Source organism: Acinetobacter sp. SH20PTE14, from assembly GCF_021391555.1.
Classification (GTDB): domain Bacteria; phylum Pseudomonadota; class Gammaproteobacteria; order Pseudomonadales; family Moraxellaceae; genus Acinetobacter; species Acinetobacter amyesii.
On sequence record NZ_CP090067.1, the window covers coordinates 1,396,247 to 1,409,702 of the forward strand.

Annotated in this window: 26 protein-coding genes; 10 read left to right on the forward strand and 16 right to left on the reverse strand. The window is 40.3% G+C overall.

The genetic code is table 11. The features are described 5' to 3' along the window. The first annotated feature begins 1 nt into the window (after position 1). The 6 genes from LXF01_RS06880 to LXF01_RS06905 are packed head-to-tail and all read left to right on the forward strand — an operon-like array spanning position 2 to position 4,389. Positions 2 to 289, forward strand: coding sequence for a carboxypeptidase regulatory-like domain-containing protein (locus tag LXF01_RS06880; RefSeq protein ID WP_233945290.1), 288 nt, complete (start codon positions 2 to 4; stop codon positions 287 to 289). Continuing rightward, positions 286 to 672 carry a hypothetical protein gene (locus LXF01_RS06885; RefSeq protein WP_233945291.1) on the forward strand — a complete coding sequence of 129 codons (387 nt, stop codon included), beginning with the start codon at positions 286 to 288 and terminating at the stop codon, positions 670 to 672. The genes LXF01_RS06880 and LXF01_RS06885 overlap by 4 nt, the downstream gene beginning before the upstream one ends. Positions 673 to 689: 17 nt before the next feature. Further along, a complete protein-coding gene (locus LXF01_RS06890; RefSeq protein WP_233945292.1) occupies positions 690 to 2,777 on the forward strand; it encodes a hypothetical protein in 2,088 nt (695 codons plus the stop codon). Further along, positions 2,770 to 3,003 carry a hypothetical protein gene (locus tag LXF01_RS06895; protein WP_233945293.1) on the forward strand — a complete coding sequence of 78 codons (234 nt, stop codon included), beginning with the start codon at positions 2,770 to 2,772 and terminating at the stop codon, positions 3,001 to 3,003. Before LXF01_RS06890 ends, LXF01_RS06895 begins: the two co-directional genes overlap by 8 nt. A 58-nt stretch (positions 3,004 to 3,061) precedes the next feature. Next, positions 3,062 to 3,619 carry a hypothetical protein gene (locus tag LXF01_RS06900; RefSeq protein ID WP_233945294.1) on the forward strand — a complete coding sequence of 186 codons (558 nt, stop codon included), beginning with the start codon at positions 3,062 to 3,064 and terminating at the stop codon, positions 3,617 to 3,619. Further along, on the forward strand, positions 3,616 to 4,389 hold the full coding sequence (locus LXF01_RS06905; protein ID WP_233945295.1) for an N-acetylmuramoyl-L-alanine amidase: 774 nt from the start codon (positions 3,616 to 3,618) through the stop codon (positions 4,387 to 4,389). The genes LXF01_RS06900 and LXF01_RS06905 overlap by 4 nt, the downstream gene beginning before the upstream one ends. Positions 4,390 to 4,476: 87 nt before the next feature. Here LXF01_RS06905 and LXF01_RS06910 read toward each other — a convergent pair whose 3' ends face one another. Beyond that, on the reverse strand, positions 4,477 to 5,073 hold the full coding sequence (locus LXF01_RS06910) for a hypothetical protein (RefSeq protein ID WP_233945296.1): 597 nt from the start codon (positions 5,071 to 5,073) through the stop codon (positions 4,477 to 4,479). 492 nt (positions 5,074 to 5,565) lie between these two features. Here LXF01_RS06910 and LXF01_RS06915 point away from each other — a divergent pair, with 492 nt between their 5' ends. Further along, positions 5,566 to 6,771, forward strand: a complete 1,206-nt coding sequence (locus tag LXF01_RS06915) for a tyrosine-type recombinase/integrase (RefSeq protein WP_233945240.1) — start codon at positions 5,566 to 5,568, stop codon at positions 6,769 to 6,771. On the opposite strand, the gene LXF01_RS06920 is transcribed toward LXF01_RS06915, so the two are convergent. From LXF01_RS06920 to LXF01_RS06980, 13 genes are read right to left on the reverse strand one after another with little or no spacing between them, the layout of a single operon-like run. Then, complete coding sequence (locus LXF01_RS06920) at positions 6,768 to 7,034, reverse strand: helix-turn-helix domain-containing protein (protein ID WP_233945241.1); 267 nt, start codon at positions 7,032 to 7,034, stop codon at positions 6,768 to 6,770. The genes LXF01_RS06915 and LXF01_RS06920 overlap by 4 nt on opposite strands. After that, positions 7,031 to 7,345 carry a hypothetical protein gene (locus tag LXF01_RS06925; protein WP_233945242.1) on the reverse strand — a complete coding sequence of 105 codons (315 nt, stop codon included), beginning with the start codon at positions 7,343 to 7,345 and terminating at the stop codon, positions 7,031 to 7,033. Before LXF01_RS06925 ends, LXF01_RS06920 begins: the two co-directional genes overlap by 4 nt. After that, positions 7,338 to 7,589 (reverse strand): hypothetical protein, encoded by a 252-nt coding sequence (locus LXF01_RS06930; RefSeq protein WP_233945243.1) that lies wholly within the window; start codon positions 7,587 to 7,589, stop codon positions 7,338 to 7,340. Before LXF01_RS06930 ends, LXF01_RS06925 begins: the two co-directional genes overlap by 8 nt. Further along, on the reverse strand, positions 7,582 to 7,896 hold the full coding sequence (locus LXF01_RS06935; protein ID WP_233945244.1) for a hypothetical protein: 315 nt from the start codon (positions 7,894 to 7,896) through the stop codon (positions 7,582 to 7,584). Before LXF01_RS06935 ends, LXF01_RS06930 begins: the two co-directional genes overlap by 8 nt. Next, positions 7,896 to 8,210, reverse strand: a complete 315-nt coding sequence (locus LXF01_RS06940) for a hypothetical protein (RefSeq protein ID WP_233945245.1) — start codon at positions 8,208 to 8,210, stop codon at positions 7,896 to 7,898. Before LXF01_RS06940 ends, LXF01_RS06935 begins: the two co-directional genes overlap by 1 nt. Then, positions 8,210 to 8,371 carry a hypothetical protein gene (locus tag LXF01_RS06945; protein ID WP_233945246.1) on the reverse strand — a complete coding sequence of 54 codons (162 nt, stop codon included), beginning with the start codon at positions 8,369 to 8,371 and terminating at the stop codon, positions 8,210 to 8,212. Before LXF01_RS06945 ends, LXF01_RS06940 begins: the two co-directional genes overlap by 1 nt. Continuing rightward, positions 8,371 to 8,688 (reverse strand): hypothetical protein, encoded by a 318-nt coding sequence (locus LXF01_RS06950; RefSeq protein ID WP_233945247.1) that lies wholly within the window; start codon positions 8,686 to 8,688, stop codon positions 8,371 to 8,373. Before LXF01_RS06950 ends, LXF01_RS06945 begins: the two co-directional genes overlap by 1 nt. Beyond that, the gene (locus tag LXF01_RS06955) at positions 8,681 to 8,824 is read right to left on the reverse strand and encodes a hypothetical protein (RefSeq protein WP_233945248.1); all 144 of its coding nucleotides are present in this window, start codon (positions 8,822 to 8,824) and stop codon (positions 8,681 to 8,683) included. Before LXF01_RS06955 ends, LXF01_RS06950 begins: the two co-directional genes overlap by 8 nt. Next, the gene (locus LXF01_RS06960) at positions 8,821 to 9,804 is read right to left on the reverse strand and encodes a recombinase RecT (protein WP_233945249.1); all 984 of its coding nucleotides are present in this window, start codon (positions 9,802 to 9,804) and stop codon (positions 8,821 to 8,823) included. Before LXF01_RS06960 ends, LXF01_RS06955 begins: the two co-directional genes overlap by 4 nt. Positions 9,805 to 9,827: 23 nt before the next feature. After that, on the reverse strand, positions 9,828 to 10,808 hold the full coding sequence (locus LXF01_RS06965; RefSeq protein WP_233945250.1) for a YqaJ viral recombinase family nuclease: 981 nt from the start codon (positions 10,806 to 10,808) through the stop codon (positions 9,828 to 9,830). 1 nt (position 10,809) lies between these two features. After that, a complete protein-coding gene (locus LXF01_RS06970; protein ID WP_233945251.1) occupies positions 10,810 to 11,067 on the reverse strand; it encodes a hypothetical protein in 258 nt (85 codons plus the stop codon). A gap of 10 nt (positions 11,068 to 11,077) precedes the next feature. Further along, entirely contained in the window at positions 11,078 to 11,338 is a 261-nt protein-coding gene (locus LXF01_RS06975) for a hypothetical protein (protein WP_233945252.1), read from the reverse strand. Continuing rightward, entirely contained in the window at positions 11,335 to 11,586 is a 252-nt protein-coding gene (locus LXF01_RS06980; protein WP_233945253.1) for a hypothetical protein, read from the reverse strand. Before LXF01_RS06980 ends, LXF01_RS06975 begins: the two co-directional genes overlap by 4 nt. A 205-nt stretch (positions 11,587 to 11,791) precedes the next feature. Here LXF01_RS06980 and LXF01_RS17530 point away from each other — a divergent pair, with 205 nt between their 5' ends. Further along, positions 11,792 to 11,917 carry a hypothetical protein gene (locus tag LXF01_RS17530; RefSeq protein ID WP_267967531.1) on the forward strand — a complete coding sequence of 42 codons (126 nt, stop codon included), beginning with the start codon at positions 11,792 to 11,794 and terminating at the stop codon, positions 11,915 to 11,917. On the opposite strand, the gene LXF01_RS06985 is transcribed toward LXF01_RS17530, so the two are convergent. Beyond that, a complete protein-coding gene (locus LXF01_RS06985; protein ID WP_233945254.1) occupies positions 11,918 to 12,142 on the reverse strand; it encodes a hypothetical protein in 225 nt (74 codons plus the stop codon). Positions 12,143 to 12,231: 89 nt separating this feature from the next. Continuing rightward, complete coding sequence (locus LXF01_RS06990) at positions 12,232 to 12,900, reverse strand: LexA family protein (RefSeq protein WP_233945255.1); 669 nt, start codon at positions 12,898 to 12,900, stop codon at positions 12,232 to 12,234. A 77-nt stretch (positions 12,901 to 12,977) separates the two neighbouring features. Between LXF01_RS06990 and LXF01_RS06995 the strand changes: the two genes are divergently transcribed. Further along, a complete protein-coding gene (locus tag LXF01_RS06995) occupies positions 12,978 to 13,166 on the forward strand; it encodes a Cro/CI family transcriptional regulator (protein WP_180004867.1) in 189 nt (62 codons plus the stop codon). Beyond that, on the forward strand, positions 13,163 to 13,438 hold the full coding sequence (locus tag LXF01_RS07000; RefSeq protein ID WP_078191951.1) for a hypothetical protein: 276 nt from the start codon (positions 13,163 to 13,165) through the stop codon (positions 13,436 to 13,438). The genes LXF01_RS06995 and LXF01_RS07000 overlap by 4 nt, the downstream gene beginning before the upstream one ends. Positions 13,439 to 13,456 lie beyond the last annotated feature (18 nt).

The following is a 13,456-nucleotide window of genomic DNA, read 5'->3' on the forward strand; positions in this document are numbered from 1 at the left end:
TATGCTTTTTGATATAAAACCAAACATAAACCCACATGCTTATGATTTTAGCGTTAATTTTGAAAAACCCTTGAGTATAAAAGGGGTGGTAACAAAGCAAAATGTCAGAATACCCTGCAAGGTTAGGCTTTACGATAAACAGTCTGGTAGTTTCATTAAGGAAGTAGCCACAGATGACCAAGGAAATTATGAATTTACCCAAATCTCAAAAATGGTCTTTTTTATCGTGGCTCATGACCCAGCCTCTCAATTCAACGCTGTCATTCAAGATAACGTGGTGCCAAAATGAGTAAAACATCGATCAATGCTCGGCTTGCCATGATTCAAGCCTTTTCGGAATTTATGGATAACGGTAGCCAAAGTGCTACCGTTATTTTTTATGAGGGTGTGCAGCCTGCAAATACAGACGTTGCGGCAGATTCTAACAATGCTTTGGTCACTTTGGTTTTTCCTGAACCCTGCATTAAAGAAACTACGCCAACTTATGTTGAATTACATCCCACTGATACAGGCTCGGTGATTAAGTCGGGCACAGCTACATGGGCACGGATTTATAATGGTGCGGGCGAGGTGGCAGCAGATCTAACTGTGGGTACTGACATTAGCTTGGCTAATACCAATTTGGTCGTGGGCGGCACACTGTTTATCCAGTCCATCAAACTTAGACCGTAACTAAAAAGGGTGCTCATGTGGATTTTAAAAATAAGCTCGGCACCGTTGATGTACACAATCTAAACTTAAACTTTAAACCGGATAACACTGATAGCCATAACATCATTCTGAATTTTGAGCACCTGGCCGATGGCTCGACTAATCTCAACTTTGGGGATGATGTATCTGCAGTTGTTGATACGGTTTTAGAGACTGATTTTAGTTTTGAAGTCACTGTAATTTATGCCGAAAGTGATTTAAATACTGCAGTCATAGACACGGTGCTGGATTCCGAGTTTAGCTTTGAAGTTGTCGCAGTCTTTAAAGACAATATTGATGTCATTGGGCAGATTGATACCGTCCTAGACACCAGTTTTAGCTTTGAAATTGTTGCTGAATTCGCTGAAAACCTATGTACGATTGATACAGTTCTTGATACAAACTTCATGCTTGAGGTCGAGGCACTATTCGATATTAACCATGTTTTGGGTGTATCAATAAATCTTAGTACACAGTTCAAAAAAGCCATCGCAAGTTTAAGCGTGGTGGAAATACCGTGGTCAAAACCAATTCTAAGAGTCTCAAATGAGGCTCTTTTTTATGAGCAGGGTTTGGTTTTATGTAATCAAGCAAATATTCAGTACGAGCAAGCAGGATCATTGAGTCGCGCGATCAGATCCATTCATGAGCAAGCAACTGGTTTAAATTCTGATGCATATATGCACTGGGAGGAAGGTGATAAGCGCTTTATTCATCAACTCTATGTACATGAAGAGTCAATTAAGCTGCGTCACAATCGCGAATCAAAATGGCAAGAAATGATTCGTCGGCGTAAGCAATTCACCTACTCACATGAAGTCGCTGAGCAATTTGAGAAGCGCTTTTCATTTGAATGGGATAAAGGCTTAGAGATTATCACCAAGTCAGAATTGCCTTGGGATAAAGCCAAATCCATACATTATCGCAAGCATCCGATCCAACCTTGGCCAAAGCCTGAATTACCTAAATATGAAGGTAGCGGTGATTTAAATTTTGTCTGCTTGTGTCATGACGTTGATTCACACAATGTCATTTTAAATTTTGGTGCGGATGATTGTATTCCAGCACTGCCCAATCGTAATTGGTGGTATATCGTGAATAATTTAAGTGCTGAACGCTTGGATAATGGTGAGTCGATTAAGGTCATTAATGGCACATACAACGGCAGCCGCAGCACTTGGTGCTGGTCATACTCAATTAACGTGGCACACACTGAAAAAGAGAAGTTACAGCCAATCAATGACCTACCAGTGATTCTGAAATTGATGATCAATGGCTTTGAACATCATGTGTTACTTGAGACTGAAACAGAAACGATTAAGTTTGCGAATAAATCTTATACCTATGATGGTCGAAGTGTTACAGCGTTGAATGCAGTAGATTACGCTGCAAAACGATCCTTTATTCAAGACAATGAGCGAACGTCTGTACAGCTCGTGCAAGCAGAAATTGATCGAGCTCAATCTGGTACCGAATTGGATTGGAAGTTGATTGATGATGTGGGGTGGATCGTACCAATTGAGAGTCTGAGCTATGCAGAACTTGCACCTTTGGATGCAATAAAGCATGTTGTTGAAGTTGGTGGTGGTTTCATCTACAGCCAAAAGTCAGGTAATACGCTTTCAATCTTGCCTCGTTATAAAAAGGGCTATTGGGATGCAATGACTGTGGACGACTACGATATTCTGATTTCACAGAGTATCGTGATTCAACAAACCATTGAACAAAACAAGGATTACATCGCCGACTTCAATGCCATTAATGTCGTGAATAGTCGAAGTGGTGACAGCCTGACTGTGAAACAGCGCAATACTGCAGGTGATATTCCTCTTGAGGCTGTGACTGGTCCAATGTTCGATGTCGTGTCGGGTGCAAGCTTTGGCAAGATGGAGTTAATTAAAGCCAATATTCAAGAATTCCACACCTTGTCTGGTTTACCGGTCTCTCAAGAAATTGGAGAAATGCTGCCGGGTAAAACCGTGGCATTCCACGGACAGTGGTGGGGAGTCATTGATTCGGTGAGCGGTTCATTTAGTCATGGCAAAGTCACAGAATCTATCAAAGTGGAGCGCATTCATCGTGAGTAATCCATTATTTGAACTTCGCAAACTACTGAACCCGACGCATGTTGAGTTAATTGGAACAATTACTTCTTCAAACCATCCTGAATATCGTGTTCAAGTGGATGGAGGATCTGGACCTGTGCTTTGCACAAGCGGGACAGCTTACAACATCGGCCAACGTGTATTCATTTCAAATCAACAAATTTTACGGCCAGCACCATTAGGTCAACACAGTCAGATTGAAGTCTGAATCATTTAAACAATGGCACCGAAAGGTGCTTTTTTATTGCCAAAAATTAGGGGGCGCAATGTCGAATGACTACACAACTGATCCACCGATAGCAACAGCAGGGCAGTTGCTTGCTATCTCAGACAAGATCAGCGACATATCAAAAAATATGGATAAGTTAGCTGAAATGCCTCAAAAACTTGACCGCATGAATATGCAGTTGGAGCAGCTTAATAAAGACCATCAGCAGACCAGAAGTGATTTGTCGCAAACACGCGACAATCTGCAAGAAGATTTAGAACGAGCAAAGTTAAACTTCAAAAGTGAGATTAAGCAGCTCAGGAATGAAGTTGAGCCAAGATTTAAGGAGGTGGACTCACAGATCAGAGTGCTACATGAAAGTAAAACCAAAATTGATAGCATTACTAATCTTGTGCGCTTTGGGGGCATTTTCTTAGCAGGTTTATTCGTCGTCGCTTGGAATACTCAAACATCCAAGACAGACACAGTAAATACTCAAACCACGACCAACGCTCAAAGCATTCAGGTTCTTGAAAAACAATCTGACCAACTCTTAAGAACGGTTGAAGAAATCCGCAACAAAATTTATGAACGAAATATGAGAGAGGAAAAATGAAATTGATTGATAACTGGAAACAAGCTTGGAAACTCAAGTCGGTACAAGTGGGCGCATTAAGCGCCTTTTTTTATGCATTGATTTTATTCTCAGAGCAATTTTTAAATATCTGGAATGTTATTCCACAGGAACTTAAAAACAAGATTCCTGAAAACATTGCGGAGTGGGTTGGTGTGTTTGTTGGTGTGGCCATGGTGCTTGCCCGCCTGAAAAAGCAACCCGAACTGCACGATGTAAATCAATTTGTGACAATTACAGCAGGGCATAGCAACTCGGATCCGGGTGCGGTAAATGGCAAATATAAAGAAGCTGAATTGGTGCGACAATTCCGAAATGCTGTAGCACATTATCTTGCAGCCGCAGGCCTGTCTTATAAAACCGATGGCGCAGGAACAATCAATCTCCCGCTTACAAATGCTATCGCATTGGCGAAAGGTGCATCGATCGCAATTGAATTTCACATGAATGCATCTACAAATAGCCAAGCAAATGGTATTGAGACAATTGCCCTCCCCAAAGATAAGATCTTGGCTCAAAAATTATCTAAAGCTGTGGCCGATGTTTTTGGCAGTCGCTTACGTGGTGATAAAGGTTGGATTGATCAATCACAGTCAGCACGCGGTAAACTTGGATTTATCAATGCTGGTGGCTTGATTGTCGAGCTAGGCTTTATTTCCAATGAAGATGAGCTTGCTCGATTTAATGCGCGTTACTGGCTGGCTGCTAAGGCTGTGGCCAAAGTGTTGATCGATTATGAAAGTCGTAATTAAGGCTTTATTGCTGTGCCTCCTCTTATCAGGCTGCACAGCTCATTCAATTACGACGAATGTGAGTGTGGGGATATGCGTGAAGGTTATCTAGGTGCGGATTGTTTTTAGCTTTTCGAAAACATTATCCAAATTAGCCAATTCAGAAATATAGCCTAGTTCACCACTATAACTCTTTATCAGTATGCTTACTTGACCTTTGAGAGCCTGCCTATCATGCTGATACAACTTAATAGCGCCAATATAATCAATCATAAATCCTTGAAAATTATCATTCACAAGGTGCATTTGATTATCTTTGATTTGCCTATTTAAGATTGCTAATTTAAATGTAATCTGCGATTGAATGGGCATGATTTGGTTAAGCAGGTTTTCCTCTTCTTCAATGTAACCCTGCATAATATTAAATAGAGTTAAAATCAAACTTGATGTTTCATAAGCTACATTTCTGATAAATATTGTTTTTTCTTGAACCCTCCAATCATTAAATAAATAAGCTGCAATAAAAGCAGCCCAAAGCGTCGCAACCCCTCCAAAATAACTACCTAAAACATTAATAGCTTCCCTAGCTGCATTAGGTGAATCAAGACATAAAAATAAAACCCAAAATAAAATATAAGTTGCTGCGAGTATAGACACCCCGCCGACAACACTTAAAACAACTGGATTAATCTTCCTCAACTCCACACCCCACTCATCACTACAAAATTACTCTGTAAATTTAAAGCCCACCCGGGCTCCTTCCTAAAAATCTCTCCATTCTTAATCGTGTGCTCTATATAAAAGTAGGTCCATGTTTTCATATCCATCTCTTGTAGTTATTTTTTCCATCCAAATTATACCTATATATAGTCATTAAAAAAATGTAGACTGATTTGTAGACTGTTGAATTATATTTGTAGACTACTAGTGGTTGTTAGTGCGAAGTGTTGCATATATACAATATATTTAAAAACAATGATATACCGTTATTTACAGCCAATTAGATTAAACGCAGAACAATGTTCTCAGAACTGGCGCTTCTAGTAGTCAGAAAGTACAGGGTGATTTAAGTTGTTGTTATATATTAATTTATTATACATCACGTCTACACTAAAAAATAACGTGTAGACTATATGTAGACTGTTGAGTAATTTCAGGCTTAAAATGCAAGTGTCGAATTTGTAAATTAAGCTTGAAATGAAACTCAACAAATCTAATGTTGATGCTATTGCATTGACTGAAAAAGGGCAAGCCATCTATCGTGACTCAGATTTGATTGGTTTTGCAGTCCGAGCTACAACAAAAAGCAAATCTTATATTGTCGAGCGGAGACATGCCGGGAAGCTATTCCGTGTGACGCTAGGCAAGACTAATGAGATTACACCTGCAGAAGCCAGAAAAAAGGCTCAGTCCATTTTGGCTGATATTGCTAATGGTGTTTTTGAGAAAAAGAAAGATGCCTTAAATAATGAGATCACATTAAGTCAGGCGTTCGACCTGTACTTAAAGCAAAGAAAATTAAAACCGCTTTCTGTGAATACCTACAATCACTGCATTAATACCTTTCTTTCAGACTGGAAAGAACGGCCTATATTTGAAATCAATAAAAAGGATGTATTTGACCGGTTCATTAAGTTGACCGAATATAGCCCCACTCAAGCCAACCTTACTTTAAAAATGCTTGGGTCCATCTGGCGCTTCGCCCAAATCCATTGCTCAACTGATGAAAATCCCATTCTCAAACAAAACCCGGTTGATGTGATTCCTGCAAAACGTGGCTGGAATAAAACTAAAGCACGTACACGCCATCTGGATGAAAGTAATATCTATACTTTTTATAATGCAGTCTTGAATTATTTCACTGAGCGTTCTTTATATGAGGACGCATCCAAGAATGCCACACGAGATCTGGTGCTATTCATCATGTATACCGGGTGCCGCAGAAATGAAGCACAAACCCTGAAGTGGGAAAATGTAGATATTGAGAAGGGCTTATTTGTCTTTAAGGATCCAAAGAACGGTGATGACCACTTATTACCAATGGGTGATCATCTTTTTGAGATTATCAAACAGCGTTATGAGCTGCGAAGAAATGACTATGTTTTCCCGGGCTCCAATATGACTTCAGATGCAAAGCATATTGCAGGCGCTCAAGGCTTGTTAAGAACGATAGGCGAGCAAACAGGTATTGAAATTTCACTGCACGATTTGCGTCGAACTTTTGCGACAATCTGCAATAATTTGGACTATGGTCCATACACCATTAAGCGACTTTTAAACCATCGCTCTGGTGCTAAAAACGATGTGACTGGTGGTTATGTGCAGGTATCACTCAAGAAATTACGGCTTGCAATGAATGACATTGAAGCCGTGTATCAGGGTAAGCTCAACTGCTTCGACTAAGAGGCAAGTTGGGCTGTATTCATTACGGTTTGTCGCTCTTGGTAGGCCAGCACATCCGACTTCTTGTAAGTTACACATCGGCCTACCTTTGTATAAGGAATGCCACCACCTACACAGCGCAAGCGCTGCAAGGTATGAATGGAGCAGGAGAGGTATATTGCTACATCTTCCTGCGGAAATAACTGTTGATCTGATGCAGCAAGGAAGCGATCTAAGCGCATATCTTTGTCTTGCTGTGACATTTCATTTAGCTTAATTTTCATGACACCTCCTTCAAACTTTCCACAACATTTCTAGGCAACCCACTCAAATAACAACTAAACAAGTGATATAGCTCATCCGCATTCATTTCATTTACTTCGATCATTCCGCCTGTGCCATTCACTACACGTTGACGAGACCAACCGCGCATATTGAAAGTAAACTCATTGTCGTAATCGACTGCATTAACAATCGCATTAAACAGTTCAACCTCCTGTGTATCCCAATTTTCAAAGTAGGGCATATCTTTAGATGTGAGGTTGTCAATTTGGAGCTGAGCGAATTGAGGTTTTGTTAATTGAATTTCAGTCATTTTGATCCACCTTAACTTGAACAACACCACCACAAGAAAAATGTGCATTGCTGGTCATATCTTTCGCGCCATCATCTTTCCAGGTGAAGCTATCGAACACAGCGTCAACCACAGGGATTTCAAAAGCTACCATTTGAGCATGCATCAACTTTAGGCCATCTTTTAACTCATCCAAGCAATCATCAATTCGATCCACAGGGATGTTTAGTAGATCCTTTAGACTTGTAATTTTGTATTCAGTCATTGGTTGGCTCCTGAATTTCATATTCACCATTCGCCCAACCATCTTCATAATCAACATCAGGTGGTGAGACCATTTTCGCCACACCTTTAACATCGCTAAAATTTAGATTGTTCGCAGCCCAATCATGAATTTCATATTCATCTTCTTCAAAAAGTGGAGAGGTGTCTTCATTTAAGCTTTCGGCAATTGACACATTGTCTTTTTCCGCAAAATACTTAGCACGATGCTCCGCAATAAAGCGAACAGGGACCGCCCATTTGCTTCCATCTTCCATAACCACAACGTAATTTTTAGTTAAAATACCCATTAGTCTTGCTCCTGTGCTTCGATCACTGCCTCATACGCTTGTTTTGCCTCATCAATTGATAAGTAAACAGAGTTGCCGTGTTGATCTTCACCTAGTGCCACCGACCATGACATTTTTATAAGTGTCTTCTCATTGGGTTGTATTGGCACCAAAACAAACCCTTCCGGCACCGCTTGGGCTTTGGCTAATTCATCAAACATACGCTCAACGATTTCAGTAAAGGTGCAGCCTTCCATATTGTGATCAGCACCAAATTTGCAAAGTTTATTAATCGTTCTTAAGCCTTCGATTTCAATTTTTTCTGGATTTTCCATCACACCACCTTTGAGTATTTTTTATAGTCTTTAGCAAAAGACCAAGCCATAGGTTTCTTTCCAAACCCCAACAACTGCTCGCCATTCTGGACTTTAATATGTCTAATTTGATGGACTGAATTATTGTTGATATTTACAGCTAACTGACCAACCTTAAACATCACGCCACCTTCGCTAAATTATTTATCATCACAGCCTTGCGATACTTGCTCGCCATAGCTAAATGCAAATCCTGAATAAAACCTTTCCCATTATTGAAATACTGCTTTAGAAAAATCTCATAACGCTGGGATAGGTATTCGTCCAATTCGTAAAACTCTTTAATTTCGTGACGCCCGAAAGGAATCACGCTGCGTTTCACACCATCGCTAAATTGCTTTTTTACAATCATGGCGTTTTTCTTGAGTTCGATTTTGTGACCGCCACGATCTAGCCATTCTAAAAACGCTGCAGAAACCGAGTTTGCAAGTCTAGCCATGTCGATACCCCCAACTATTCACGAAATCCTGAATGCAATCCTCAATCCCAAATAGATTGATATTGCGGTAAGTTTTAACCCGACCGTTGTGCTGAATTAACAGCACTCGGGTGATTGCAGAATATTGATAGCTCATGGAGTTAGTGCTGCCTCTTGAGCATCGTAAGCACTACTGATCTGGTTGATTTGAGCCTCTGTCATTTGTGCGGTAAATGGCTCAAAGCGAGACTGCATTAGCTCATTTAGTTGATCTAAATCTGAGGCATTATTGATTTCAGAAATAACCGACTGTACAGAGGAATCAGGGAATGCTTCCGAGAGTTCAGCTTTGCGTGACTTATAAACGGAGTTAATCGTGGATTTGGCAGGCTCACCCAAATTTGCAGGAATTGTGTTGGCAATAGCCTTCAAATCATCCAATGATTGAGCTGTTTCAATAGCATCAAGACAAGCTTGAACATCAAAATCAACTTCAACAGCAGTAGATTCAACAGCTTGCTTTTTTGCCATCCGAGCTTTTAAAGCTGATGAACCACTATTGGATTTTGGCGCATTTACTTCTGATGAGGCTGGGGTGATATCGATCTCCTTATCTTTTTCCTCCTCAGCAATTGCCATGCCTTTTAGAACATCAGGGAAAATATCTCGCAAAGCGTAAGATCGTGCACGTAGCTTCAACATGCGTTTAGGGTATTGAGTCCATGGGCCTTGTTTACCTGATAATCCTGCTTTTTTCGCATCCTCCATAGTGAAGATCGACACCGCAGGTTCTTCGTTTTTACGCTTAACAGTACAGGTCGCTTTTGTACCATCTTCCGAGATTTCTTCACGAATAAAATCAAGTAGACCTGAGCTACGCACAAGTGCAAGCATTGCATCACCCCAGATAGAAGGGCGACCATTGATGACGGCAATATTTTGCATAGCCTGTAAAGGTTGTAATCCAATTTCAGCACCCCATTGCATAGCAACAAGAATGTTGCCAGGCTTGCGCTGATAATCTTTTGGCACAATATCCGAACCAGCAAGCAGATCCGCAATCTGCATAGCTTCCTGCAAGTTGGTTGGCGTTAAGAAATTCACACTTGCGGTTGGCACTTTAACGATTGAGTTCATTTTTTATTCCTTATAAATACTGGTTAAGACACACGTAAAACACGAGTGCTTGAAGTCTTCACAAATTGTTCGTAAATTTTTGGATGAGCTGCTTTCAGTGCTTTGCTATCCAGTGTGTTGCGCTCTTGGTACTTGAAAGTTGCCAGACGCTTTTCTTCTTGAATAATCATTTCCGCATCTTCCATGCGGCTGCAGATTTTTAGCTTCAGAGCATCCAGCTCTTTATCAGCGTCCTTAATGGTTTTGTTAAGGTCTTTATATTCAGCAATGGTTTCTACTAAATCATCATCAGCAGTTAAGGCTTGGTCAGCATTGTGATGTGACCAACGGTGCAACACATCATCGAAAGTTGTAGGGGCAGGCGGCATGTCTGCTTGCACATGCTCAAACCAAAACTTTGAGCACTCTTCCTGAAGCATTGCAAATAACTCTTCATCAAAATCAATCTGGTAGCTTCGAAATTTTTGCCCACCAATCAGCACACCTAGGCCACATAGGGTTGCGCCCGTATTTCCCATGTACCACTGACACTGAGTCAGGTAATAATCTGGTACTTGCTCGGATTGTTCATCACCCCAAAGCTTTGCCAAATATTGGTTTGCAGTCTTACACTCAAGAATACGATCAGTTGTAAGCTTGCCGTCTTTAATGCGTACATTGCCCGAGATTTCAGGGTTAATGATGGCGCGGTCAATATTGGCAATCATCCAGTCGTGTTCAGGATTTTTAATCGTGGCATTCACACGCTGGATCTTCACACCGTTTCGCTTTGCGTATTCCTTAGCTACAATATCTTCAAGTTGGTTGCCCCAGTAAGCAGGCTCACTTTCAGAATCATCCAAGTCAGCACGATTGGTCTTATCTAGCCATAACTGGTACGGAGACTTGTATTTGCTTAATCCAAGAATTGCAGCAACATCAGAACCACCAATACCAAGGCGACGAGAAGCAAGCCATTCTTGACGAGCGTTTTCAATTTCCTTCACATTAACTTGTGTGTTCATATCAATCCCCTTGGTACGCGCCAAGCACGTTTTTACGTGGGTAAATAGGTGAGGGTTTAATTTGTACAGTGTTTCTAACCACTGGTTTTTGATTAATGCGAGAAGCCCAACTTGCTACGTTTGCGTCTTCGTACAGGTCAACCCAAGTACCATTAACTAATTTTTGATTTGGCTTTGTGTCGCTACGAAAGAGACAAATCTGCCCATCTTGCAAAATGTGATGTGTTGCCAGAAGAGTGGGTTTAAGGTGTGCATTCATACTGATACCCCTAACCATTAACCGAGATGCGGAGAGATTCTTTACATTCGGCTGATTTCTCTTTTAACGCGCCATAAATCTTCTTTGCCGTCTCAACATCACCACACACCAAATTGAAAGGAATATCAAAACAGTGCCATTTACCAGGCTGAACATTTTGAGCACTTGCCTGATGGTTATCACCCATGAAGTCAGCAATCTCCTGAGGGAACTTAATTCCGAGTCTTAATTCAATTTCTGCAACACTTAGATTTCCAAGAAGGATGCTCATTTGACACCTCCCTTAATCGCAGCAACAGCCTGACGATCCATTTGTTCCGCATGCTTATAAAAAGCCATTAACGCCAATCCAAAGAAGATTGAAATAAGCAGGGCGATAGCGAAGAAATCACCAATGCGTTTTTTAGCTTTAGAAGGCTTCATTTCTTCAGCGGTAGGGTGTTGATAAAGACGCGCAGATGTTTGGCTTTTGTTAGAAGCAAACTCTGGTGTATTGCTATGTGAAAATTGTTGTTCCATAATGACCTCGCAAGTTGCAAAGCACATCAGTAGGTAAGAGGATTGATGTGCTTTTTTAATGTCTGTGAGATAAATATAAGAAAACTTAGTTTTATAGTCAATAGTTTTTATAAGAAATCTTATATTAATTCTTTGGAAACTTATTTTTGTGTTTTAATAGACAAAAGAAAACCCACCGCTGGGGTGGGTTCAATGGAGTTTCACCATGTTAGATCATAATGAAAAACTAAAACTTGTGATTGAGTTTATTCAGTCTGGCATCAAAGATGCTGATGCAATTATCTTTAATATCAACAAAATTGAGAAAGAGCTTTTTGAGAAAAAGAATTAATTATTCCCCTAGAAGCTTATCAATATCAACATTCTTATAATCAACAACCTTGTAGCATTGATTATAGAGCTTAAGAAAATACTCTCTAGGATTTTTCTGCTTTTGCTCATCCAGATTGTAATAAGATTCGGATTGAGAAATTTTTTCCATTAAATCAAAAGCAATTCTTTCAATCGAATTGTCTTTAATTTCAATTGGTTTGCTTATTTCCATTCTGTCTACCATTTACCTCTCCGCCCGATCTGTTCTTAAGGACTGCGTCGGGTTCGCAGTTTCAATAAACCCCAAGCACCCTCATGCTTGGGTGAATTGTCTTAATTCATTCTTGTTCTACGCTTAGCGCGATATGTATAGCGAATACAATCAACAACCTGACCAACAAAATGACAGTCCTCATCTAGAGGAATAATATTGGGTTGAAAGTTTGGATTTAGTGCTTGAAGGTATCGAGATCCATCAGTCTCAATTACCAATTTCTTAAATGTAGCGTCTTCAAGTCTTCTTACAACAATCATGTCTCCAGATTGCATATCATTGTAATAAACATCAGGATCAACAAGAATATAGTCACCTTCAAGGAAATCAGGATTGTTACTAATACCTTGAACTTTTAAGTAAAAACAATTTGTACATTCTTCAGGAAGTGGAAGCCATTCCTCTACTTGAGACATATCAACAGCTTGAACACTGGTGAATACGCCAGCCTGCACCCATGAAAGTACTGGGGCCATCTTTGACACAACAGGTGTTACATTTCCAAAAGTGCTACAAGGCTCGCCTTTACCGGTAAGAATGTACTCAGTAGAAACACCTAATTCATTTGCTATTGCATCAAGTGAAGCTGCTTTAGGTAAATAACTATCCTTTTCCCATTCCGTGACAGCAGGCGAACTTACACCTGCAATCTTAGCTAATTGCGCTTGAGTTAATTTTTTTGAGCGTCTAAGCGCACGTATACGCTGACCAATAGTTTGATTTTCCATATAAGTTATCTTACATATTGCTTTTATAAGTTTTCTTTGATTAAATACTAAGAAATCTTATTTTTAAGGTGTGCGAAATGACCAGACAAGAAGCTTTTGAGCTACTTGGCGTTAATGGTGTTGAGTTGGCTGAAATGCTTGGAATCAAGCCGCCAGCTGTTTACCAATGGCCAGAAAATAAAATACCACTTGCACGTGAATATCAGATTCGCGACTTAGCAAGCGGAAAAGTTCCACTTAAGCGCCAAACAGAGGTGTGCTTATGAGTCTTGATAAAAAATCTACACATGTTCGCTTGTCTCCTGAGAACCATGAACGTGCAAAGGTTCTCTCAAATATCAAAGGAAAAGATCTTGCACAGTACCTTGCTTATTTACTTGAGAAAGAAATAGCAGGTGAGTGGCATGTACTTAATTTACAAGCAAAATCATTCGAGCGCTTGGGAGTATCAGCTTTGTTGCGGGATTTAAGTACTGAGGTTCAATTCCACGAGGGATCGGAAGGGATTTGTAGGGATTTAGGCAAAGAAAAAGCCTGATGGTCTAGATCAGGCTTT